This is a genomic window from Ruegeria sp. (assembly GCF_965199275.1).
Taxonomy (GTDB): domain Bacteria; phylum Pseudomonadota; class Alphaproteobacteria; order Rhodobacterales; family Rhodobacteraceae; genus Ruegeria.
The window spans coordinates 24,994-45,462 of record NZ_CBDAQX010000011.1 but is presented as its reverse complement, the minus strand read 5'-3'; the positions used below and the strand labels follow the sequence as shown (position 1 = coordinate 45,462).

Sequence of the window (20,469 nt, the reverse complement as noted above, 5' to 3'; positions counted from 1 at the left end):
AAATAGCTTGAGGATGAGCGGATATGGGATGGGTGATGATGAGCGAGCGCGAGTTGAACCGGATCGAAGTGTTGTCGCAGGTCGAAGATGGCCGATTGAGTGTGTCGGCGGCGGCACATCTTCTGGATCTGACAAGACGACAGGTTTTCCGATTGCTGCGCCGGTTTCGAGAAGGTGGGCCATCCGGCCTCCGGCACCGATCGCGCGGCAAAACCGCGAACAATCGCATTCACGATGCCAAACGGACTTATGGTCTTGATCTGATCCGCGAGAATTATGCGGATTTTGGCCCGACGCTGGCAGCGGAAGCTTTGGCGGAGCGGCATGAGTTCAAAGTTTCGCGCGAAACGGTTCGCAGTTGGATGATCGAGGACGGTCTCTGGCTGTCGCGCCAGCAGCGGAAGACGTTTCATCAGCCCAGATTGCGTCGGGAGTGTCTGGGCGAGCTGGTCCAGATCGACGGGTCCGATCACCAGTGGTTCGAGGATCGGGGACCGCGCTGCACTCTCCTGGTTTTCATTGATGATGCGACGAGCACTCTGATGCATCTGCGGTTTGTCGAATCTGAAAGTACGTTCAGCTATTTCGAAGCGCTGGAGGGGTGTTTGGCGGAGCACGGTCGTCCTGTGGCTTTCTATTCGGACAAGCATTCGGTTTTCAGGGTGCCGAACCAGGCCGCAAAGTCCGGTCACGGCACGACCCAGTTTGGCCGGGCCTTGAACGAGTTGAACATCGAGATCCTCTGCGCGAACAGTTCTCAGGCCAAGGGTCGTGTCGAGCGCGCAAACCGGACGCTTCAGGACCGTCTGGTCAAGGAACTTCGGCTGGCTGACATATCGGATATCGAGGCCGCGAATGCTTTTCTTCCGGGGTTCATGGGGCGCTACAACGTAAAGTTCGCCAAGGTGCCACGCCGATCTGACAACCTGCACCGGGCGCTGAATGTCGAGCCGGATCGGCTGCGGGAAATCCTGTGCAAGCGAGATGAACGCTACGTTGATCGCCAACTGGTGCTGCGCTATGACCGCAAGCGCATCATTCTTGAGGAGAACGAGGTTACGCGCGGACTGGTTGGCAAATATGTCGATAGCTACGAGTTCGCAGACGGTCGGTTGGAGTTCCGATGGAAGGGTCTTCTGCTCCCTTACTCTGCCTTCGACAAGGACCAGCGCGTGACACATGCCGCCATCACCGAGAACAAGCGCCTGAGTACGGTTCTGGAATTCGTGAAGGAAGAACAGGAGAAAGCGGCTCCCAAACCGCGGCGGGCGGGAAAGCAGAGAACACGCTACCAGCCAACAGGCCGCAGAAACGATGGTTGGAATTCCAAGCTGGCAAAGCGTGCCAAGGCACGCAGTGCAGCCAGCCAGGGCTGCGATATCTGAGGTCTCAGCCCTGGCTGGCTGCACTTTTGCCCCAACACAGGTGACATTTCTGCTTTGCAAAACCAGTGACATTTCTACTTGGTTGCAACATTCCAGCAAAACCACCGTCAGGCCCATTACGGCATCTTTCTCTGATGAACGCGGGGGAAGCCCGGTCAAGCACGCCGAAGGCGCGCGCTTGCGCGCAAGTCCCGCGCAGCGGGGCGCAGGGCTTGACCGGGCTGGGGGCGGCAGCCCCCCTGACAGGGCCTTCAATAGTCTCGATCCTTCGATCAGAGCCAAACTGACAGCCACAAGCGCCGCCGCCCGGGACCGGGTCAACCGCCCTATGCGGTTGAGGGTTCACCCCGCCCGCGCCGGCGCGGGATCTTGCGTCAAGGGGCAGGCGGCTTGCGCCGTTGACAGCAGGCTGTCAACCCCTGTGACGGACCCGCCCCGGCGCGGGCGCGCCTCACCCTGCGCGGGGCCCACTGTCGCGGACCCCGCACCCGGTCCCGAACGGCGGCGCGGCACCCTCGCGCGCTTGTGCGCGACATCGAGCCGGGCGGCGGTGGCGGGGCGCGGCACAGCCGCAGTCCCGGCAGCGCTGCCCGTCCTTTGGCGGCGTCCCGGGCAGGGTGTCCCCCTGCCCGCTGTCTTGCGCGGGTATCCTGTGCCTCAGTTGCATCCGGTATAGGCCAGGATCGGCGGCGCGTCGGTGATGACCTCCACAGCGTCCCGGTCCAGCCTGCCAAAGGCCAGAAACAGGGCGACATCTTCGCGTGTTTCAAACCGACCGAGCGGGTCGTCACTGTCGCGCAAGTAAACTGTATAGGTTGCGGGATAAACGGCATGACCGCTGCGCTTTGCATCATAATGGCGCTTGTTCTCGCGGCAGGGCGCGCAGGTCGCAAACCCGGGCGCCGAGGGCCTGCCACAATCCACGCACAGGCCCTGCGCCTTGCGGGTTTTCTTTCTGGCCCGCTCTCTCGCGCGCGCCCTGGCGTTGCAAGAGGCGCATTCGCGGCGGTTGGGGTCGGGCGGGGTTTTCCCGCATTTGGCGCAGAGACCGGCGGCCACGCGGCCCCAGTAGCGTGTCAATCGGCATTGAATAATGACCCCCCATCGGCGTCCAAATTTGACCCCCCTTGGAGCTAAGAGGGGCGTTGAGGGGGTCGTGTTTAGGTTGATTCAGGAGGGGGTGGACAGCAGGTCAAACCGAAAAGAGAGCGTAGCTCGACTGAAGGTTTGACCTGCTGTCTGTTTTGAATTTATTCCCCGATTTCGAGGTTAGTCGCGGTGGTTAATTCGCCAGCTTTCGTTCCCGGTTTCGATGATATCGCAATGGTGTGTCAGTCGATCCAGGAGAGCAGTGGTCATTTTGGCATCTGTGAACACACTCGGCCATTCAGCAAATGCGAGGTTGGTTGTTAGCAGAATAGACGTTCGCTCGTACAGTTTGCTGATGAGATGGAAGAGTAATCGTCCACCAGACTCTGCGAACGGCAGATAACCGAGTTCGTCTATAATCACGAGGTCGACGCGGATCAGCTGCTCGCTGAGCCGCCCGGCGTTGCCTTCGCGATGTTCAGCCTCCAGCTTGTTCGCGAGATCCACAGCGCTGAAGAACCTGACCCGCCGGCGGTTATTGACCGCGTGGCCCCCGATCGCTGTTGCGAGATGCGTTTTGCCCGATCCGGTTCCACCGACCAGCACGCCATTCCTGGCCTGGTCCATAAAATCGCCGTCATGAAGATTGCGCACGACTTCCTCGTTGACGGGGCTGACCGTGAAGTCGAACTCAGGTAAGGACTTGCAGACCGGGAACTTTGCGGCACCCATCTGATACCGGATCGAGCGCGCAGTCTTTTCGGCCAGTTCGGCCGTGAGGAGTTCGGCCACGACCTGTTGGGGCCGCCAGTTGTTTTTGGCTGCGGCCTGCATCACTTCGTCAAAGCAGTTGACGATGCCTGGCAACTTCAGTTGACGGGCAAGTTCGAGAATTTCCTTACGCAGTTGCATGGGAGCCTCCAAGCCTGTCATAGCGAGCGCAATCCGCGATCGGTGCCATTTTCAGCTGCAGGTGGGCAGGCGGCTCAATCGCCTTTGGCGGCGGGGGATTGGTGCGCCGAGAGACAATGTTCAGGATCGCATCGGCCTTGCGCAGGCCAGATTTTAGAGCTTCTTCGCAGGCAGCCTCGACCACATCAATGTCGTGCTGGTAAGCAGCGAAAAGAATATCGGCAAGTTGCCGGTCTCCGTCGGATGTGCCCCGCAGATGGGTCCAGATCTGCGTCATTGCCGGTGGTAGGTCCCAGTCACGGAACGGTGCTCCATTGCGCAGAGCGCCAGGCTTGCGCTTGAGGACGGGCACATAGTGCCAAGGGTTGAAGATCGTTTTTCCTCGGCCGAAGCACCGTTCGTGCTCTCCGACAATCTCACCGTCTTGGCGCAGGACAATCCGCGTGGCGTAGACCTGCAACTGGACCTGACGTCCAACAGCTCTTGCCTCAACGCTGTATTTGTTTCTTTCGAAGTTGATCAGGCAGGTTCGGCTCACGGCGACCGTCTTTTCACGGAACCCGACGAAGGGCTTCTGCAGATGCGTCAGCAGCGGCTTTTCCTGCTGGAACTCCTCCCAGACCGTCACCTCCAGGTTTTCCGGATGCCGCAGTTCTTTTGCGCGTTTGATCGCGTCTTTTTGCAGCCGGGCATTCAATTCATCGAAGTCGGCCACCTCCAGACGCGGTGTAAAACTATAGGCGCGGCTCTCCTTGACCAGATTCTCAACCTGACCCTTCTCCCAACCGGCCGCGCGCGTACAGGCGATCGGGTTCACCAGATGATGAGAACACATCCGGGAGAATGCCTTGTTGAACTTTCTTTCCTTGCCCGACAGGATCGCATCGACGGCGGTCGTCATGTTATCGTAGATCCCGTTGATGCAGCCTCCACCAAAGAATTTGAAGGCCTCGTCGTGGGCATCAAAGACCATCTCCTGCGTCTCGCGCGGATAGGCAATGGAGAATGGCATGCGGCTATGGCAAAGTTTGAAATGGGCAACCTTCACGGTCGTGAGTGCACCGTCCATCAAAACCGTCTCCACACTCCAGTCGAACTGGTACGCCTCCCCAGGATCAAAGATCAGCGGGATGAACGCCTGCGCCTGTTGTCGGCCGTGCGCAATGCGCCAATTCTTTGTGTAGCGTCGAACACTGTCATACCCGCCGCCAAAACCATCATCGGAGAGTTCCTTCCAGATTTTGGTCATCCGCTTGCGGTGTTTCTTCGGAAGCGCCTCGTTCTCCTCAAGCGTTTCATCCAGACGCGCGCGCCAAGGCCCGAGCACCGGGTATGGCTGCGATTTGCGCTCATATTTGAACTCCGTCACTCCCGATCGGATTATCTTTCGAACCGTTGCACGGCTCAAATTGAGCGAACGGCAAATTTCCTTGATGCTCTTTTTTTCGATCAGGTGTAAGCGACGCACTTTTCTAATAGTTTCCACGCAAATCATCCCGCTTGCCTCTCCATCGACTGCTCAATGAAAAGGATGTCTACAACCATAGGGAGGGGTCAAATTTGGACGCCGATTTCCCCGCTTAGGGGGTCAAAATTGCACGCTTTTCTACAAGTAGCGCTTTTTCACCTTCTCGCGCCATTTCTTGTGGTAGCCGGGGCGGGCCTTTCTTTTGTCCACGCAAGCTTGACACTCAACGCGACCCGCGCGCGGCGCTCGCCTGCCGCAATTGGTGCACAGGCCTTGCGCCTTGCGCGCGGCGTGTTTTTCGGCGGCCGTCCTGCGCGCGGTGTTGAGGCAAACAGAACAGGTTTTGCGACCGGGCGCGGGGTGCTGCCTGTTGCAAGAGGCGCAGAGCGCGGGCGCTGTCAATTCGGGGGGTGTCGTCATTGGGTGAACCTTTCGGGGGCGGGGTGGAAAGAGAACCCCGGCGGCCTGACCCGCCGGGCGGGCGGGTCAGGCCTTGCGGGCCGCGGCAAAGAACAGGCCCGAGGCGATAGAACCCCAAAGCTGGCAGCCGCTCTTGCTGTCGGCGCGGGCGGTGCAGATGATGATTTCATTGCGCGCAGGGCGCAGTTTGTGAATGGCGGCGCGGGTGAGGGTCTCGCGCTTTTTCTGCCCTGCCTCAACGGGGCGAATCTCTCCGGTCTTGCTCATGGATCGGAAGCGCTCCACGACATAGCGGGTGTCAGCTTCAAGGCCGGAGCCGAACAGATGCGTCAGAAACGTGCCCGAAGGCTTGTTGCGGATAATGGGTGCTGTGGGCATAGGTCTTTTCCTCCTGTCCTCTGCCACACGTCCCGACGGTGGGACGCGTGGGGACATGGCGGCAGGCGGGACGGCGGTGGACAGGGACGCCGAAGGCGCCGACCCGGGCGAAAAATCCGCAGACCGGAAAACCGACCCGCCCACAGATGCAAACGCCAGGCCGGGCGCGCAGAGGCAAAGCCCGCGCGCGAGCGATCCCTGAATGGGTCGGCGCGCGCGGGCTTTGTCTCTGTCAAGCGGCGGCCGGGGGCCATGCGCGGCCCTCAGACCCCAGCGCATTTGCGGATTTTTCGATCCTTGGCCACCGCCGTCCCGCCTGCCAGAGTGGCCCCACGCGGCGCGTGACAAAAATCCAAAAGAAACCCCCAAAAGACCGGATGTGACCAGGGGTGCCACAGCGATCGAGGCGGGCCCGTATTGACCAGGAACGGCACCACCGCGCGGCGCGCGCGCGCAAGCGGGGCGGGTGCGCAGAATGAGAGCGCCGCGCCCCGCGCGGCTCCGTTTCAGTTGAACGCCTGATCAGGACGGATACCCGGAACCCGGCGCAGCATCTGGCACAAAGCGCCCGCAACAAGCCCCGGTCCCGCGCCGCTGCACCAGCGGCGGCGCGGTAAACAGACCGGGTCAATCTCCTGACTTCCGACATTTTTTCGTATAAGTCATTGATATTATTATGCCTTGGTTGCCAAAAGGCACTACACGGACTTTTTTCGCCAGCGATTGTTTCGGAGTGTTGAGGGAGCTCAGGCTTTGGTCTGGCCAGTTTTTCGGGTGCGCCCGGGGGGTATCTTGAAAGGGGCTTCGTTCCAGGTCAGGCCGACGCAGGTGAGGATGCGTCTGGCATCGACCGTGGCATGGCTTGGCATGCCGTAGCGGTCAGGGGTGCCTTTGTGGCGCAGGATCGAGAGCTGCAATGCGTTCAACTCGTTGCGGATACGAGCCGGGCTCATCGGGTGTCCGAGCAGGTCCAGATGCTTGCGCAGGTGCTGCAGGCAGCAGAAGGCCATGTAGCAGATGGCGATATGGGCCCGGACCCGACGCGGCGACCAGTGATAGATGGGCCGGATTTTCAGATCGTGCTTGTTGGTGCGGAAGCAGGCTTCGATCTCCCACAACTGGTGATAGCGGGCAATGACGTCCTGTGCCTCCAGTTCGTCCGCACCATGAACAACAATGGCATGCAGCCCGTCCCATTGTGCCGCTGCCTTGATCTTTGCATCATCCAGCGTGACGTCCCCGCTGTCGGGGAAGGCCAGGAAGCGGCCATATCCCCGGCTGCTGAAGCTGCCGGGTTTGCGAGAGCGCTTGAGCTTCTTGTGCAGCTTTTCGATTGCCTTGTCGCGCTTGTGGGCATCATTGCGTGCCCGGGTGGGTGACCAGGTCACAATGACCCGCGCTCCCTCCTGGTCGATCACCTTGTACCAGCCCTTCTCGGTTGCCTCTTCAGAACCGTGTCCAGCCCAAGGCTGGCGTCCCTCCGGGCTCAAAATGTTCGCCTTCACGGCGGCCGGGGCGGACTTCATGCGATAGCCGAGGATGTAGGGCAGACCCTTGTTCTGCAACATCTGCTGGTTGTCCTTGCTGAGCATGGCGGCATCGGCCACGAACGTGACCCTGGCCACGTCGAAGCGTCCCTCCAACGCCTTCAGCGCAGCTTCCAGCGTATGACCTTCCCAGGTGTTTCCCGGGAAGAGTTCATAGCCCACAGGCAGCCCATCGGAGGTGACGATCAGCGCCAGCATGACCTGAGCGCGGTGATGCTTGCCATCCTTGCTGAAGCCCTTGGCCAGAAGATGATCCTGCTCGACCCCGTCCGCATCCTCGGCCGGGTCCTCGCGCTCGGTGTCAAAGGCCAGGGTCGTGCAATCGTAGAACAGCACGGTCACTGGCCCGCCCAGCAACTTCTCTGCCGCCGCGTGAGAGGTTTTGCAAATCCCGTCTATCACCGGCGTATTGATGTAATCCATGCTCCGATAGACCACGTCCAGATTGAGCGTGATGCCTGCCTGGTTCTCCAACGCCTCCACGGTCGCGCGCTTGCTCTCGGGCTGTGCGATCCGCGCCATAACCAGCTCTTTCACAATGCGATTGGCACTTTTACGCGCCGCCCCCAGAAGGGCCCCCCAACCCAGTTGGTCATACATCGTCCCCATGACATCCCGCAGACCCAGAGAGACCCGCGCCTCCTCACGGCACTCGGCAAGATCAACGCCAAGCTTGTCCGGCCGCGGAGCGCGGCGCACCAGCGCCTGCAGATCGGCATATTCCGTGGGCGTGAACAGTTCCATTTGCGGCGAGCGATCAATGCGTAATTGCTCCATCAAGCGGCCCGCCAGACGCTTGATATCCTCAATCTCGCTGTCGTTATGGGCCACACCCACATGGCGCAGGATCTTCTGGCGTACCTTGGAGCCGGTGCGGACGGATTCAACGATCTGGATCCGTGTGCGGTTGAGCTTTGCGTCATGTTTGGTGCGGATGAACATGGGCGAAGAGGTTAGCCATCTGAAGGCCCATGTCAATACTTTTTATAATAATGGGGCACTACAACGCGCCTCTGAGCAACCACACCTGAAAACAAACCAAAAACCCAGTCAGATCAACAAAAAGGTCGGAAGTCAGGAATGAGAGCGCCGCGCCCCGCGCGGCTCCGTTTCAGTTGAACGCCTGATCAGGACGGATACCCGGAACCCGGCGCAGCATCTGGCACAAAGCGCCCGCAACAAGCCCCGGTCCCGCGCCGCTGCACCAGCGGCGGCGCGGTAAACAGACCGGGTCAATCTCTATACCGGAGCATGGTGTGTGTGTGTGTCAGGTGCTGCGCCGGGTGCTGCGCCAATCTCTGAGCCTCATCGGGACCAGAGCACGGGCCCCGATCCTGTCCTCGGGCTCGGAACAGGCCCGACAGGGGCACACATGAGGGGCACACTGAGGGACACATATGGCGGGGGTCGTGATCTTCGTTCACACACGCGCCATACGCGCCATATCTGGCTCATCTCACAAGGGTTGTCCTGCGCACCCGCGCCGCGCCGCATTGCGAGCAGCGCAGCAGCGCGAGCGCCTCCCGCACCCGGGTCCTCGAGCCGTGGCGATCCGCGAGATCGGCCACCGATACCTTGCCTTCATGGCCGCAGGCGCAGGTGACGGTCAGCCACGACAGCCCCAGCGTTTCCAGGCGGCGACCCCCAATATCAAGCGCCAGGGCCCCGGATCCGGTCTTCACAGCCGGAAGCGGGGCCGTCTCGCGCGGCTTTGAACGTCGGAACGGTGCCATGCTCAACCCCCGGATCACACACACCCTGCATGATGGCCCCGCAACCGGGCAAGCGCAACAGGATCGATGCAGGCGGGTGCGCCCGGACCCGGTCTCCGCCGGCGCGCCATGCGGCACAAAGGCCAAATGTGGCACTTCCCCTTCCCCGGAGCAGAGTGTAGCATTCCCGCCCATGGCAGATACCGGGAACAACAGGACAGGCCAGGCAATCTTCAAGCCGATCTCCAACCGGAGCGCCATCCCCGGCACGGGGCCGGACGGTATGGGAGCGGACCGGTGAAGGCCAGCAAACCGCGCCGGCACGCCCGCCGCAGGGCAAAGCCGGGACCAGGCCCCAAACCGGCAGGGCAGCATCAATCGCCCGATATCGCAGCCTGTGCCGCGCGCCTGGGGCTTGCAGCCGTGCGCCTGGAGCCTGATGGTTGGTTTGTACTGGCCCGTGTCACGGGCGCGCAGGGCGCGGCCTATGCCTGGAGACCGGCCAGCCCTCCTGAGATGCAGCTGTTCGAAGCCGGGGCCGGGGCGCGCCTCGTGGCCGGACACTGGAGCCTGCGACAGCGCGGCCCGGGCAAGACACCAGACCCGCCTTCAGGACCAGGCGGCCCGGGATCACGCAGCGCCGGCTGAGGGATGCAGGGCTGAGGGCGCAGCCCGCAAAATCCGGGCGCATCCGTACAAAGCATCTCCGGGCCTCTCTGTGCCATCTTGCGGCGGCGCGTCAGGTGCAGTAGCAGCAGCGAACGCACGACTGTCCGGAGGCCCGATGCCCGATCTGAACACCCCCCATGACGCCTTGTTCCGGGCCGCCTTCGAAGACCCGCACCTGGCCGCGGCGTTCTTCCGGGAACACCTGCCCAACCGGATCGCCGCGCATCTCGGCGAGATCACACCGGAACGGATCGACGGCAGTTTCATCGACGAGGCCCTGGCCGGAAGCCAGAGCGATGCCCTGTTCAGGGTGCGCACAAGGACCGGCGATCCCGCCTACCTGTTCCTGCTCGAACATAAAAGCACTCCGGACCCCGGCCTGCCGCTGCAACTGGCCTCCTACATGGTGCGCATCTGGAAGCGGCACGCAAAAGAGCACGGACCCGCCGCCCTGCCCCCGATCATCCCGATGGTGCTCTATACCGGCCAGAGACGCTGGACAGTGCCGGACGGGCTCGCCCCGATGATCGCGGGCGATGCGGCCCTTTCCTTTCTGCCCGGCGCATCTTATATTCTGCGCAACATCGGCGAGATCCCAGGCGACGCGCTGGCGCGGGACGCGGCCCTAAAAGCAGTGCTGCTCACCCTCAAGCGCGAGGCGATGCAAAACCTTGCAGAGGTGCTGGAAAGCCTGCCGGACGAGTTGCGGCGACAGGTGCTGCACTACATCATGCGCGTCTATGACGATGTGGAACTGGACGGAATACGGGCGGCGCTGCGGCGCGGCAAGGCGGCGGAACTGGAGGCTTACGTGGGAACCATTGCAGAGACATTGATCGCCGAAGGCAAGGCCCGCGGCCTGGCCGAAGGACTGGCCGCCGGCGAGGCAAAAGGCTTGGCCGAAGGCGAGGCAAAAGGCCAGGCCACGGGCAAAGCCAAAGCGCTGACGCGGCTTCTGACGCGCCGCTTCGGGGTGTTGGAGGAGGCGACGCGTGCGCGGATTGCGGCGGGCTCTGTGGCCGATCTCGATCTGTGGACCGACCGCCTGCTGGAGGCGCCGACGCTGGAGGCGGTGTTTGCGCCCCGCGAACACTGAAGCCGCACCCCCTGAAACCACGCGCGCCCCCGCATCGCAAGGCCTCCCTGCGGTGCCTGTTATCGGGGCCGCGCCGGATCCGGGTCATCCCCCTTTGTTTTCGGGGCCCTTTGTTTTCTGGGGTTTTCTGTTTGGGATGCGCAAAAAGGGGGGATTGTGGCTGTTACCGGCAGGTCTGTCACAGGGCTTGCTTTACCTTTGATAAGTATCGCTTATCATGGGTGATCACCGGCCCTCAAATCTTCTCAACCGGACCGCTATATTCCAAAAGCTTTTCGTCAGATGTGATTATTTTGAAATAAACCAGCCCCCTCGGACACCTACCCTTTCCAGATCGTTCAGCGCAGTGGCATCTTTGCCAACACACCGAGACGACACTATCTTTAGTTCATTGCTATCTAATCGATCTCCAAAAAGCAGCATAGCATGAGCACTACTGTCTCGGACGGACGACCAAACTAATCCTTGCGCTTCAGGATTGTCACGCCAACATCGAAAGGCCAGCACGCGACAAACATTGTAGACCTCCGCCCGGGCTGCGAATAACTTCTCCTGATCTAGGCCCCAGGCTTTCAACTCTGGGGTAAACAGTGGCACCAATTGAAGCCTTCGGTTTGGCTGAACAATGGAGATCTTTCGATCATCCAGAAATTGGCGTGGCACAGCTTGGAATTTGTCTGGGATCCCCCGGAACACCGTCTCATAGGCTGCTCCGTCCAGCGTCGTCGCTGCGTAAAAAGTCGGAATGCAGGCCCCATCTTCATCGAAAAGATGGGTGAACCGGGTCTTATCACCCCTGCAAGGATTGAAGCTGTTCCCATTGAATCGCTCATCGTGAACCCTGTAGAGATGTGTTCCGACTTGGCAAATTTGCAGCTTAGCGGCAGTCGCAGTCGCGGGCAGTTCCATAATCATGCAGACTTTCGTTATCCTGCCACACGCTCGCAGGCGTTACGTGCTGTCTCGATAACCCGTTCATCTTTCAACCGAACCGCTTCTGCCGGGGAATTTCCATCAAGAGATTCTTTCGGGCTGACTAGCCAAAAGGCACTCTGCCATGCCGAAAAAGACTTTGGCAAAGCTGCCAAAACCGGCTCCATCAATGCCAATGGCTGACCATCGGCATCGAACTGAAACACCGGATAGGCGTTTTTACCTTGGACGGGCAACCCCAAGATCCGTCCCCTTTGCCGCCATGCATTGACCGTCTGAGATGTGTTCGTGCCCTTGAGCCCCGCCCGTTTGTGAACACCCGCACTGTCAAGAACCGGGAATTCGTTCAAAAACTCTGTGCGCATTTCCGCATTTTTACCGTCAATCCGCGCTTCGATTGGCTCAAAGCAATCAAAGTGTAGCATCACATCCATTAGCGACAGGATACGATCTTCGCTTAACTTAGCCGCCCGCTCCGAAAGCTTCATTGGTAAATCCGGCATCAACCGCAAGAAATACATGCATTGTTCAACGACGCTTTCATGAGAATAGCGGTCATGCAAAGCGTATGTCCTAACGTTTCCTTCGGTTATCAGCAGCATATGATCCTTCATTTCATGCATGGGGATAATGACATATTGTGGATCCGCCTCATCCCAAGGTCGATGCATCTGTTCGCTCTCAGTGACATGCCGCTCCTCTTCTATGGCATCAATTAGGACCCCCCGAAGGACGTTATCATACGTAAATTTCGGCAGGATACGCATCTTGCCAGCATCCATCACCGCAACCTGCAAGTCACTTTTCATGCATTTTCTCCAACTCAATGCTTACGAGCATTTCATATATTACATACAGTAATAGTTCTCATATACAATATATGATTATCAATAAAGGACGAAAGATGGTGTAAGAAGCGCAATTACGATTGTGCGTCATAACAGTCCATCAGTATTTCGAGCATGTCGTAGTAAGCACGCCGGTCATTTTTACATATTGCCTTGAAGCGTTCCAGAATATGTCGCGGGCCTTTCAGATTGAGTTGCGCGTCGGGACTAATCTCACGACTTGGGAAAGATGCACCCCGGTCCACGACGCGCTTGGCTTCTGCCGGCGTAATCGGGCTGGAGGCGCGGGGCACAAAATCTTCTAGTTCATCATGTGCGTCCAATGCCGGGATCGCCAGCTTCATACGGTTTCCTGGTCCGCTCATGCGACTGCCTCTCCTGTTTCAACTTTTCTAATCGCGCGCAACTTATGTATTACTTCATTTTTGAAATCCTCAATGTTTGCCAGCGCCTTTGAAAGCCCGTTGACTTTTGCAGGGTCCATTGTGGCAACCGTGCCGCCAATCGAGAATACAGCGGCAAAAGCGTCACGCTCGTGAATCTCGCAAGTGAAGCAATCTATGGCTGGATTATCACGGAACTGAGATGATATGTGGCGCGCAGTACGAGACTTTACTGCAGCTTTGCTTTGCGTGAAAAGCGTTACATAAGGGATTTTGCGTCTGGTAGCTTTCATGTCGCGATGAATTTCTTGGATCACATCAAGTGCTGCAACGGCATCTTGCTGCTGTTCTTTGAGCGGAATGATTACCAGATCAGCCTGGCTGATTGCATAGCTCATCAGACGGGAGGCAGTTCCCTCCAAATCAATGACCACAAAAGGGTCCCGGGCGGCGGCCTCTTCTATTTCATCGAGTATTGTTCTTTCAGACGCGTTTTTTAAAATTGTAAGCGCGGGCGGTTTCCCAGGCATATCGGCCCACGTTGAAATCGGATGGCGGGGGTCGGCATCAATTATGGTAGTTGGCTTGGTTTCAGCAAGCGCGCAAGCCAGCAAGAGTGCGCTAGTCGTCTTGCCGCTACCTCCTTTGGAATTAGCGAAAGCAATAGTGGGCATTGAATTCTCCTCTTATGGTGATTGTCAAGCAGAGCATTGGTTTTGTTGATTTTGAATTCGGCAAAATCGTCGAAGACCCAGCCGTTTCTGAGCGTGTCATAGATGATCTTTCGAGAACATTCTGAATTGTCCGGTGTAGGTAACATGCCAATTGTCCGCTTCAGTTGATTGCCGACGGCCTTCCATGATGCCCAGAATCTCCCGGCAGCCCTCTGCGGTCACGCCAATGGCCACCAAGAGCGAAACATTCCGAACCTCACCCGCCCAGCTGCGCTTCATGACGATCCCATCGAGAAAAACGTAAGGATGATCGCCTTCGATCTTCCGATGCCGCCAATCGACGATCTTGGCATAGATCTTCTTGTTGAGATTGCTCACCGTGCCGGGACTGACACGCATCCCCCAGAGCGCCTCCGTTATGTCCTCGACCCGGCGCACCGAAACACCCGCAAGATACATCTCGATCAGAGCCTCTTCGACCGAGCTTTCCCGGCGCTGATAGCGTTCGATGATGGCCGTCTCAAATGTCTGCTTCCTGAGCTTCGGCATCTTCAGTTTCACCGGCCCGGCCTTGGTGTCGAGCGACCGTTCATAGCTGCTCGCCCTGCCCGCCCGCGTGTCCTTGCGGCCCTCCGTCCGTTCATATTTGCTAGCACCGCACAACTGATCCGCCTCCGCCTCCAGCATCGCGTTCAGCGCCTCCTCAACTGTGCCCCGCACCATCTTCGCCCAGATGATCACGGATACGACCCTCGTCGATCTGGATCACTTGCCCCATCGCTTTGAGCTTTCCTTCTTCTTCCATTCTCTTGCTCCTCTCAGTCTGTCTGAAAGAAACCACCATCACCGCTAAATGTGCGAAAGATTTTGTACGTTATCACCGTACTGTAACATAGGATAGCAAACTATACCATTGGGTACCTTTTGCTACCTTACCATACGGTACTAAATTTAGCCTAATCCCACGGGTCTTCATAAATAGAGCCTTAGTTTCATCGGTAGTTTCATAAATGATTCTGCTAGACACTCAATCGTCCTGCCAATCCTCATCGAAAGTAGCCGGATCAATTGAAGGTAATCCATAAAATGCTTGCCGATGAAGGTGAATATTTACACGTGCAGCGACATTCTTCTGAGCGGAATCGATACCCAACTCTTCATTGATAGTCGTGTTCTGGATCATCTCTTCGCCCCAGATTCCCAGACCAGCATCCCATTGCGGCAAACCAACAATTGCTAGAGCTGCATCTCGAAAATCCCATTCATCATCCCTGTTGCGTGCAATGTACCACGCATTCTCGGTTGGGTAATCCACACGGTCCAAGGGCCGATTCGCAAATCCCCCCGGCTCACGCGGGCGTGTGCTACCCCAATCACCATAAATCACTCTTGCTCGGTTTGATTGCCGAGCAACTTGATCCAGAAGCTGACGATTTGAGAATGGAACAGCCGTTGGGTTTTCTGCGTTGTAGTTGCTGAACATCTTTGGAATCGATGTACAGGACAAGACTACTGGCACGGTCGCATTGATTGGATCAAGACTGCCTGATATTATTCCTTCGAACCATACCGCTAGAGACAATGGATCACGTGTCCACCCGCCTTCGAGAATGATCGCAAAGTCGGCAGCACCCCCAGCAGCAAACGCCCCGGCGATCTCTTCCATGTTGTAAGGGTATCGATCATAAACGATCCGCATGCAATACGGGCGTCCTAGATTCTGAAATTCTTCGATCTGGGTCCGTATTTGGTCTTCGGTTTGGCCGCGTGTTTGTACACATGGCCAGACACGTTCGTGATCTCTAACAAAGCTAACCCAATTCGCGAAGCAGTCCGCCGGGTCCATCAGACGGGTCAATTCCTGTTGTGGAACACTGTCCATGTTCGTGATCTGGTAGTATCGGTCGATATCCAGAAAATAGTCACGATTAGGGAACGCTCGCTCTATTCGGGTGATTGTGCGCTCTAGACTGTTTGAGCTGGCCCATGGGGCGAGTAGGAAGCATGGAGCCATCCTGTCCTTCGCCGCCCCCGGTAAGAACTCAAGCCCATTCATTTCGCTGGCTCGTATTGCCAGAGTTGGGACGTAGGCTTTGTTCTCTAGGACCATGGGTCACCTCGTGCTTATGAAAGAGTGGATAACCTGATTTCCATAGCAGCTTTAGATACTTGGAAGCTGGCTGCAAGGCTTTCTATGGTTGCGTCGGTTACCACTCTACCAAAGTCATCGTCCAGTTTCTGCTCTATCAACGCCTTCGGCATAACCAGATCGGCGGCAAGCCGATTTGCTTCGAATTCGATTTGCTCCGGTTCGCCCGATCGATACAACACGTTGTCTGTTATCCCGTCCGGCGAACTGTCGATGACATCCCGATGCAGCAGGAAATGAGCGAGTTCGTGAGCAATAGTGAACCGCTGGCGCTCGCGTGCCTCATTTCGATTGACGCGAATGATATAGTCGCCGCCCTCTTTGGTGATTTGACCAGATACGCCGGTCGGCATACTCGAAACTTTGATACCCGCGACCCCTAGTTCTCGCGCCAGCGCGCCTAGTTTCACTGGGTATGATGACATGTATCTGTCAAGAGTAGCCCCCTGTTCGGCTCTGACTTTTTTCAACTCCCCAGTAGTCATATTGGCCTCCTATCTCTCATATTTTTCATCTTCTTCTGATGGGTCTTCGCCCCACTTCACGTCCTGTTGCCGCTCCTCTTCGGCCTTCGCATACAAGTCTAGAACCATGCCTTTGACTTTCACTTCCGAAAGGCGCTCGTCAGCAACGTGCTGCGCTATTTTTTGCGCAGTAGTTCTGGCAACGCGCTGAGCTTCGTCTTTGATTTCGCGGAATGTGTATGCAGCGACGACACCTATTCCGATTGCCACTGCCGCTAGTACAACAGTGACCGCGGTCATCATCGCAGAGATAAAACTCAGGTACGTTGGGATCGCAAATACCGGCTCTTGGTCGACTCCCGGAATGCCGTCGATCTTGTCGACAACCCCAAGGGAAAACAGGATGTAGCAAAACACTGCACCGCCGATCAGGCTAGCGATAAAGAAAACACTTTTCATCCCACTAACTGCTCACAAGTTGAGGTGGCTCTGCCGCCCATGTTTTTTCCGTGCTCCCAAATCAAGATAACACGATAAAAAATGTAATTCTCCACAGCTTTACAATAATAGCCTACATCAAAGTAAACTCCGATCATTACATCCAATCGACTCGCCCTTATCCCAGCTTTAAAGTAGATTTTATGTGCGGAAGAATAACAAATACTATCCACTAATTTGGAAGCAAGAAGCCTGCGTTAAGCAAGGTTCCACAATTTTCAGGGCATTGTTCTAAGGTTCGATTTTTCCCAAAGTTTATCATCAGGTTTGCCGCGTCGGCCGGCGATATATTAGTATCAAGGGCAAAAATATGAGCCGCCAAACCCGCAACGTGCGGAACTGCCATAGATGTCCCGTTATAAAATGCATAATCATTGGCAACCATGCTTAAAATGCCATCTGGCAGCCCATTTTCATCAAAGTCGGCTTCAATATCGCCGCCTGGCGCCATAATCGAGACCAACGGACCAAAGTTTGAATAGCGACGCACCAGTGAGCCTGACATATCACTTGCAGCGACGACAAGCACCCCAGGGCAAGACGCAGGTATGAAGTCTCTCGCGTCTCTCGCATCATTGCCTGCGGCAACTACAACCAGTGTTCCGCTATCAGCAATTCTTTGAAAGTTTCGCGCCCACTCCGGTTTACAAAGACCAAGGCCACCTAGGCTCATATTAATGACGTTTGCTTTCTTGTGTACGCGGGGCAATCTCAAGTCTGAAAGCGTTTGGGTGTCAAGCAAATCAGCTGACCACAAAACAGCCGTCATTAGGTCATTGACTTCGCCCCCACATTTCCCGAGAACTCGTACTGGAATGATACTCACATTTTTGTTAATTCCTACAGCACCAACTCCGTTGTGGGCTAATGCGCCAATCGTCCCTGCAACATGTGAACCGTGCCACGAATTACTGGCCGAAGGGCCACAAGCGTCACCTGGGTCCTGCGCGTCATTGTCCCACCCGTCTCCATCATTTGCTGCAGTAATATCTGATACAAAATCATAGCCTGAAAGTACATTGGCCGCGTCTTCGTGATCATACAAGAATCCAGTATCTAACACGGCAACTACGACGTCTTCATTCCCAGGGCTAAAATCCCAAAGCAAAGACAGATCTGTACCACCGGGGAACTTCCCGTTTTCCAAATTTTCGCTATATGGAAAATAGTGCCATTGATGAGGGTAAAGTGGATCAGTAACATCTTGCGTATTGATATGGTAATTGGGAAACCAATCTTGCACTGTTTCGTCAGCATCTAGCATGCCCGCTAGAGCTGCTGCACGTTTTTGAAACAGCTCAGGCGCAGCAACACCGAACTCAGAAGCGGCAATGGGTTGTGAAGATATTTGGAGTTCGAATGAGTTGGGTGTTATTTGTGTCGTAGTTACACCCAGACTTGCTGCGGCGGCTTGGTTTTGACCGTCGGAGAAAGGATTTTCACTGGGCTCAAAGTACGAGACAACAATCGAATCATAGTTTCCGAGATCAAGATAGTCGATAGGAGAGTAATCTGCAATTATCGAGGATGCTAAATCATTCCTAGCATTGAAGGAATCAATGAGCGCATTTTTGTCACCAATTTCCGGCAGCGAAAGCTCCTGAGCATCGGCAATATGCGGACTAATGCCTATGGATAGCAAAAAGATAGTATAAAAGAATCTTGCCATGGTAAGCCCTCGCAAAAACTAGGTTTACTCTTCCTTGCCGCGCCTTAAACAGGAACTAAACTCAGAAAAGAATAGCAAAAATCAAAGGTTAATTCTACCCCTTTGTCGCTTAATGTGTCGCTGTCACGGGGCACGACACACACTTGGGCCTGTCCGCACTGCGCCCTGTTTCGCCCCTTGTCGTCCCGCGCATCATCGCGCCCCGTTTCGTCCCATCCTCACTGCAGAGTTCTGCCTTGGGGATGTGCTTTAGGCTGTTTTCCTTGTCTGTCGCGTTCCCAGATACCGAGGATAGCGCGTGTGAGGTTGAGCTCACCTGTTATGGCGCGCCGTGTACATGCGCGCAGTGTACCGCCCGGGTTTATGACGGGTGTGACGGGATGGAACCTGTTTCTGTCGATGACGAGCAGGGCGATGAAGGCGATTTCGTCACCCATGACATCTGTGGCCTCGAGCCATGCGGATATATTGATGCCGAGGTCGCGCAGCAGGTAGGGCAGGCAGTCGCGCCAGTCTTCCAGGACCTCAAGATACATGGCTGCGTCTTCGGATGCGAGATCTTTGAGTGTATTCTGGTTGAGTTTTTGCAGGATTTCGGGGTTGATCCACAGGCTGGCCTTGCGATCATTTTTTCTAAAGCAATCATTGCGCCCGTCAGGGTGCAATGCCAAGCTAACCCTGTCGCCAGCGTATGCTGGCGTCATCATTTTCGACTGCAGGTCGTTACAGGACTCAAAAGGTTTGGGTTCAGGTTGTATATGGGGCCGGACATGGGAGACCGCCGCACCGGACATATTTGTGCCATAATGCCTGTTATCCACAGAGGTTACGGGCTGGTCTGTATCCGTGCTTGCATGGGTGTTTCCATGTGTGTTTTCGGGGGCGATTGCGGCTACGTCCTGACGGACGTCACGCTCTGCGTCCTGCCGAGAAAGACCAGGGTCTGCGGATTTACTTGCCGGGGATACCCCTTCGGGCGCCAGCACGTGATCCGGTGATGCGGCACCCTCTGCTTCGGGCGTTGGGTCAGACTCAAGCTCAGGCGCTGGTTCCGGGGGGCAGGGGGCCTGCGCGAGGGGTTCAGTCTGCGGTTCAGTCTGCAGTTCGGGCCGGGGGCCTGCCTGCGCTTCAGAGTGGTCTTCTGTCCGGTCTTCTGCCTGGATGTCAGTCTGTGGCCCTGTCTGTGGCCCTGTCTGCTCTTCGGGGGCGAGCGGTGTCAGGGCGTCGCGAATGTGGTCCTCAAGCGCGATCACCTGTGCGTGAAGCAGATCCAATGCCTCCGCGTCCAGAGCGCGCAGCCGGGTCCGGGCACTGAACACGCGCAACCCCTCGTAAGCCTCTTCCGCCCAGGCCCGGGTTTCCGCATCCGCAATGCCCCTGATCAGCAAACGGACCCGCTGCTTGCCTGTGCGCACATAACCCACCACCTGCCGGCGCTGCGCTTCCTCCTCCTCGGCCTGCGCCACAAGAAAGGTGAAGGCCTGGTAATTGGCAATCGTCGGCTCCAGTGACAGGCCAAAGCGCACGCCCTCTGCGGAGCCCCGAGAGGCCCGGTAGCCGCGATAGCCATTCTCCGCCGTGGTCCGCGCAATCAGGCCAAAGCGCACCAGCCGCTCTTCGATGCGCCGAAACTGCCGCTCGCTCAATCCCAGCGCCCGCGCCATGTCACATTGCCGCCGCCAGTTCACCGGCGCATGGGTGCCGCTGTGCCAGGCCACCCGTTCGGTGCGGTCGGCAATCTCGCGATAGGCCTGCACATCCGTCGCATTGCCCCCCATCAGGATCAGAACCGCAACAGCAATATTGATCGCCGTGGCCTTGGTCACATCCCCCGGCAAGACAAAATGTTCCTCCGCCCCCGGTATAAACGCCTGGATCTGATGCGCACGCGCGGGATCATAAACCCCCGGTGCGCTGTCGCATGTAAAATCTCGCATCTCTGCTCTCCATATGTTCAGAGCGCAGGTCATCGCCGCATATACCCAATCAGCCCGGGTGAGGCGCGTCGCAGATCCGACCGCACACCCGATCCAGGGGACAGATACAGCTCTCCCGATCCCGAAAATGCATTTTCGGGTTGCCTCTTTCTGTCCCGTGAGCTAATCAGAAGGTGACTGTTTTCTGATAGCTCACGAGAATGAGGCGCGCGGGGAGACCTGCGCGTTTTGCTTTTTT

Annotated in this window: 19 protein-coding genes and 1 pseudogene; 4 read left to right on the top strand and 16 right to left on the bottom strand. The window is 57.2% G+C overall.

From position 1 onward, the window contains the following. The first annotated feature begins 23 nt into the window (after nt 1–23). The gene (locus ACOERD_RS07525; RefSeq protein WP_419737885.1) at nt 24–1,385 is read left to right on the top strand and encodes an ISNCY family transposase; all 1,362 of its coding nucleotides are present in this window, start codon (nt 24–26) and stop codon (nt 1,383–1,385) included. A 657-nt stretch (nt 1,386–2,042) separates the two neighbouring features. Here the strand turns inward: ACOERD_RS07525 and ACOERD_RS07520 are convergent. From ACOERD_RS07520 to ACOERD_RS07500, 5 genes are all read right to left on the bottom strand, one after another. After that, the gene (locus tag ACOERD_RS07520) at nt 2,043–2,309 is read right to left on the bottom strand and encodes a hypothetical protein (RefSeq protein WP_419738583.1); all 267 of its coding nucleotides are present in this window, start codon (nt 2,307–2,309) and stop codon (nt 2,043–2,045) included. Between the two features lie 345 nt (nt 2,310–2,654). Continuing rightward, nucleotides 2,655–3,386: an IS21-like element helper ATPase IstB gene (gene istB, locus ACOERD_RS07515; protein ID WP_419737606.1), complete on the bottom strand. Its 732-nt coding sequence runs from the start codon at nt 3,384–3,386 to the stop codon at nt 2,655–2,657. After that, on the bottom strand, nt 3,373–4,881 hold the full coding sequence (gene istA, locus ACOERD_RS07510; RefSeq protein WP_419737605.1) for an IS21 family transposase: 1,509 nt from the start codon (nt 4,879–4,881) through the stop codon (nt 3,373–3,375). The genes istB and istA overlap by 14 nt, the downstream gene beginning before the upstream one ends. Before the next feature lie 459 nt (nt 4,882–5,340). Continuing rightward, nucleotides 5,341–5,652 (bottom strand): hypothetical protein, encoded by a 312-nt coding sequence (locus ACOERD_RS07505; RefSeq protein ID WP_419737883.1) that lies wholly within the window; start codon nt 5,650–5,652, stop codon nt 5,341–5,343. A 746-nt stretch (nt 5,653–6,398) separates the two neighbouring features. Beyond that, nucleotides 6,399–8,141, bottom strand: coding sequence for an IS1634 family transposase (locus ACOERD_RS07500; protein WP_419737624.1), 1,743 nt, complete (start codon nt 8,139–8,141; stop codon nt 6,399–6,401). On the opposite strand from ACOERD_RS07500, the gene ACOERD_RS07495 reads away from it, so the two are divergent. Further along, nucleotides 8,134–8,283 carry a hypothetical protein gene (locus ACOERD_RS07495; protein ID WP_419737963.1) on the top strand — a complete coding sequence of 50 codons (150 nt, stop codon included), beginning with the start codon at nt 8,134–8,136 and terminating at the stop codon, nt 8,281–8,283. The two genes, ACOERD_RS07500 and ACOERD_RS07495, sit on opposite strands and share 8 nt — an antisense overlap. 367 nt (nt 8,284–8,650) lie before the next feature. On the opposite strand, the gene ACOERD_RS07490 is transcribed toward ACOERD_RS07495, so the two are convergent. Next, nucleotides 8,651–8,938, bottom strand: a complete 288-nt coding sequence (locus ACOERD_RS07490; protein ID WP_419737882.1) for a hypothetical protein — start codon at nt 8,936–8,938, stop codon at nt 8,651–8,653. Nucleotides 8,939–9,208: 270 nt separating this feature from the next. Here ACOERD_RS07490 and ACOERD_RS07485 point away from each other — a divergent pair, with 270 nt between their 5' ends. Together ACOERD_RS07485 and ACOERD_RS07480 are read left to right on the top strand one after the other, a co-directional pair. Continuing rightward, a complete protein-coding gene (locus ACOERD_RS07485; protein ID WP_419737881.1) occupies nt 9,209–9,559 on the top strand; it encodes a hypothetical protein in 351 nt (116 codons plus the stop codon). Nucleotides 9,560–9,695: 136 nt separating this feature from the next. Further along, complete coding sequence (locus tag ACOERD_RS07480; protein WP_419737880.1) at nt 9,696–10,676, top strand: Rpn family recombination-promoting nuclease/putative transposase; 981 nt, start codon at nt 9,696–9,698, stop codon at nt 10,674–10,676. 288 nt (nt 10,677–10,964) lie between these two features. Here the strand turns inward: ACOERD_RS07480 and ACOERD_RS07475 are convergent, their stop codons facing one another. The 10 genes and pseudogenes from ACOERD_RS07475 to repC form a co-directional block, all read right to left on the bottom strand. Next, nucleotides 10,965–11,591 carry an RES family NAD+ phosphorylase gene (locus ACOERD_RS07475; RefSeq protein WP_419738582.1) on the bottom strand — a complete coding sequence of 209 codons (627 nt, stop codon included), beginning with the start codon at nt 11,589–11,591 and terminating at the stop codon, nt 10,965–10,967. Between the two features lie 11 nt (nt 11,592–11,602). Beyond that, nucleotides 11,603–12,418, bottom strand: a complete 816-nt coding sequence (locus ACOERD_RS07470; protein ID WP_419738581.1) for a hypothetical protein — start codon at nt 12,416–12,418, stop codon at nt 11,603–11,605. A gap of 113 nt (nt 12,419–12,531) precedes the next feature. Beyond that, nucleotides 12,532–12,801 carry a hypothetical protein gene (locus ACOERD_RS07465; RefSeq protein ID WP_419738580.1) on the bottom strand — a complete coding sequence of 90 codons (270 nt, stop codon included), beginning with the start codon at nt 12,799–12,801 and terminating at the stop codon, nt 12,532–12,534. Nucleotides 12,802–12,818: 17 nt separating this feature from the next. After that, nucleotides 12,819–13,514 (bottom strand): AAA family ATPase, encoded by a 696-nt coding sequence (locus tag ACOERD_RS07460; protein ID WP_419738579.1) that lies wholly within the window; start codon nt 13,512–13,514, stop codon nt 12,819–12,821. A 168-nt stretch (nt 13,515–13,682) separates the two neighbouring features. Continuing rightward, nucleotides 13,683–14,292 (bottom strand): annotated as a pseudogene (locus ACOERD_RS07455) (IS256 family transposase); the annotation flags it as partial. Between the two features lie 249 nt (nt 14,293–14,541). After that, nucleotides 14,542–15,624, bottom strand: a complete 1,083-nt coding sequence (locus ACOERD_RS07450; protein ID WP_419738578.1) for a beta family protein — start codon at nt 15,622–15,624, stop codon at nt 14,542–14,544. Nucleotides 15,625–15,638: 14 nt separating this feature from the next. Then, nucleotides 15,639–16,148 (bottom strand): ImmA/IrrE family metallo-endopeptidase, encoded by a 510-nt coding sequence (locus tag ACOERD_RS07445; protein ID WP_419738577.1) that lies wholly within the window; start codon nt 16,146–16,148, stop codon nt 15,639–15,641. Nucleotides 16,149–16,157: 9 nt separating this feature from the next. Next, complete coding sequence (locus tag ACOERD_RS07440; protein ID WP_419738576.1) at nt 16,158–16,586, bottom strand: hypothetical protein; 429 nt, start codon at nt 16,584–16,586, stop codon at nt 16,158–16,160. A gap of 211 nt (nt 16,587–16,797) precedes the next feature. After that, nucleotides 16,798–18,294, bottom strand: a complete 1,497-nt coding sequence (locus ACOERD_RS07435; RefSeq protein WP_419738575.1) for a S8 family serine peptidase — start codon at nt 18,292–18,294, stop codon at nt 16,798–16,800. Between the two features lie 218 nt (nt 18,295–18,512). Then, a complete protein-coding gene (repC, locus tag ACOERD_RS07430) occupies nt 18,513–20,231 on the bottom strand; it encodes a replication initiation protein RepC (RefSeq protein ID WP_419738574.1) in 1,719 nt (572 codons plus the stop codon). Between the last annotated feature and the right edge of the window lie 238 nt (nt 20,232–20,469).

What these genes read in the sequence shown, in the direction of transcription:
- ACOERD_RS07525 (WP_419737885.1), top strand. Translation starts at nt 24, where the DNA reads ATGGGATGGGTGATGATGAGCGAGCGCGAGTTGAACCGGATCGAAGTG.
- istB (WP_419737606.1), bottom strand. Translation starts at nt 3,386, where the DNA reads ATGCAACTGCGTAAGGAAATTCTCGAACTTGCCCGTCAACTGAAGTTG.
- istA (WP_419737605.1), bottom strand. Translation starts at nt 4,881, where the DNA reads ATGATTTGCGTGGAAACTATTAGAAAAGTGCGTCGCTTACACCTGATC.
- ACOERD_RS07505 (WP_419737883.1), bottom strand. Translation starts at nt 5,652, where the DNA reads ATGCCCACAGCACCCATTATCCGCAACAAGCCTTCGGGCACGTTTCTG.
- ACOERD_RS07495 (WP_419737963.1), top strand. Translation starts at nt 8,134, where the DNA reads ATGAACATGGGCGAAGAGGTTAGCCATCTGAAGGCCCATGTCAATACT.
- ACOERD_RS07500 (WP_419737624.1), bottom strand. Translation starts at nt 8,141, where the DNA reads ATGTTCATCCGCACCAAACATGACGCAAAGCTCAACCGCACACGGATC.
- ACOERD_RS07480 (WP_419737880.1), top strand. Translation starts at nt 9,696, where the DNA reads ATGCCCGATCTGAACACCCCCCATGACGCCTTGTTCCGGGCCGCCTTC.
- ACOERD_RS07475 (WP_419738582.1), bottom strand. Translation starts at nt 11,591, where the DNA reads ATGATTATGGAACTGCCCGCGACTGCGACTGCCGCTAAGCTGCAAATT.
- ACOERD_RS07470 (WP_419738581.1), bottom strand. Translation starts at nt 12,418, where the DNA reads ATGAAAAGTGACTTGCAGGTTGCGGTGATGGATGCTGGCAAGATGCGT.
- ACOERD_RS07465 (WP_419738580.1), bottom strand. Translation starts at nt 12,801, where the DNA reads ATGAAGCTGGCGATCCCGGCATTGGACGCACATGATGAACTAGAAGAT.
- ACOERD_RS07460 (WP_419738579.1), bottom strand. Translation starts at nt 13,514, where the DNA reads ATGCCCACTATTGCTTTCGCTAATTCCAAAGGAGGTAGCGGCAAGACG.
- ACOERD_RS07450 (WP_419738578.1), bottom strand. Translation starts at nt 15,624, where the DNA reads ATGGTCCTAGAGAACAAAGCCTACGTCCCAACTCTGGCAATACGAGCC.
- ACOERD_RS07445 (WP_419738577.1), bottom strand. Translation starts at nt 16,148, where the DNA reads ATGACTACTGGGGAGTTGAAAAAAGTCAGAGCCGAACAGGGGGCTACT.
- ACOERD_RS07440 (WP_419738576.1), bottom strand. Translation starts at nt 16,586, where the DNA reads ATGAAAAGTGTTTTCTTTATCGCTAGCCTGATCGGCGGTGCAGTGTTT.
- ACOERD_RS07435 (WP_419738575.1), bottom strand. Translation starts at nt 18,294, where the DNA reads ATGGCAAGATTCTTTTATACTATCTTTTTGCTATCCATAGGCATTAGT.
- repC (WP_419738574.1), bottom strand. Translation starts at nt 20,231, where the DNA reads ATGCGAGATTTTACATGCGACAGCGCACCGGGGGTTTATGATCCCGCG.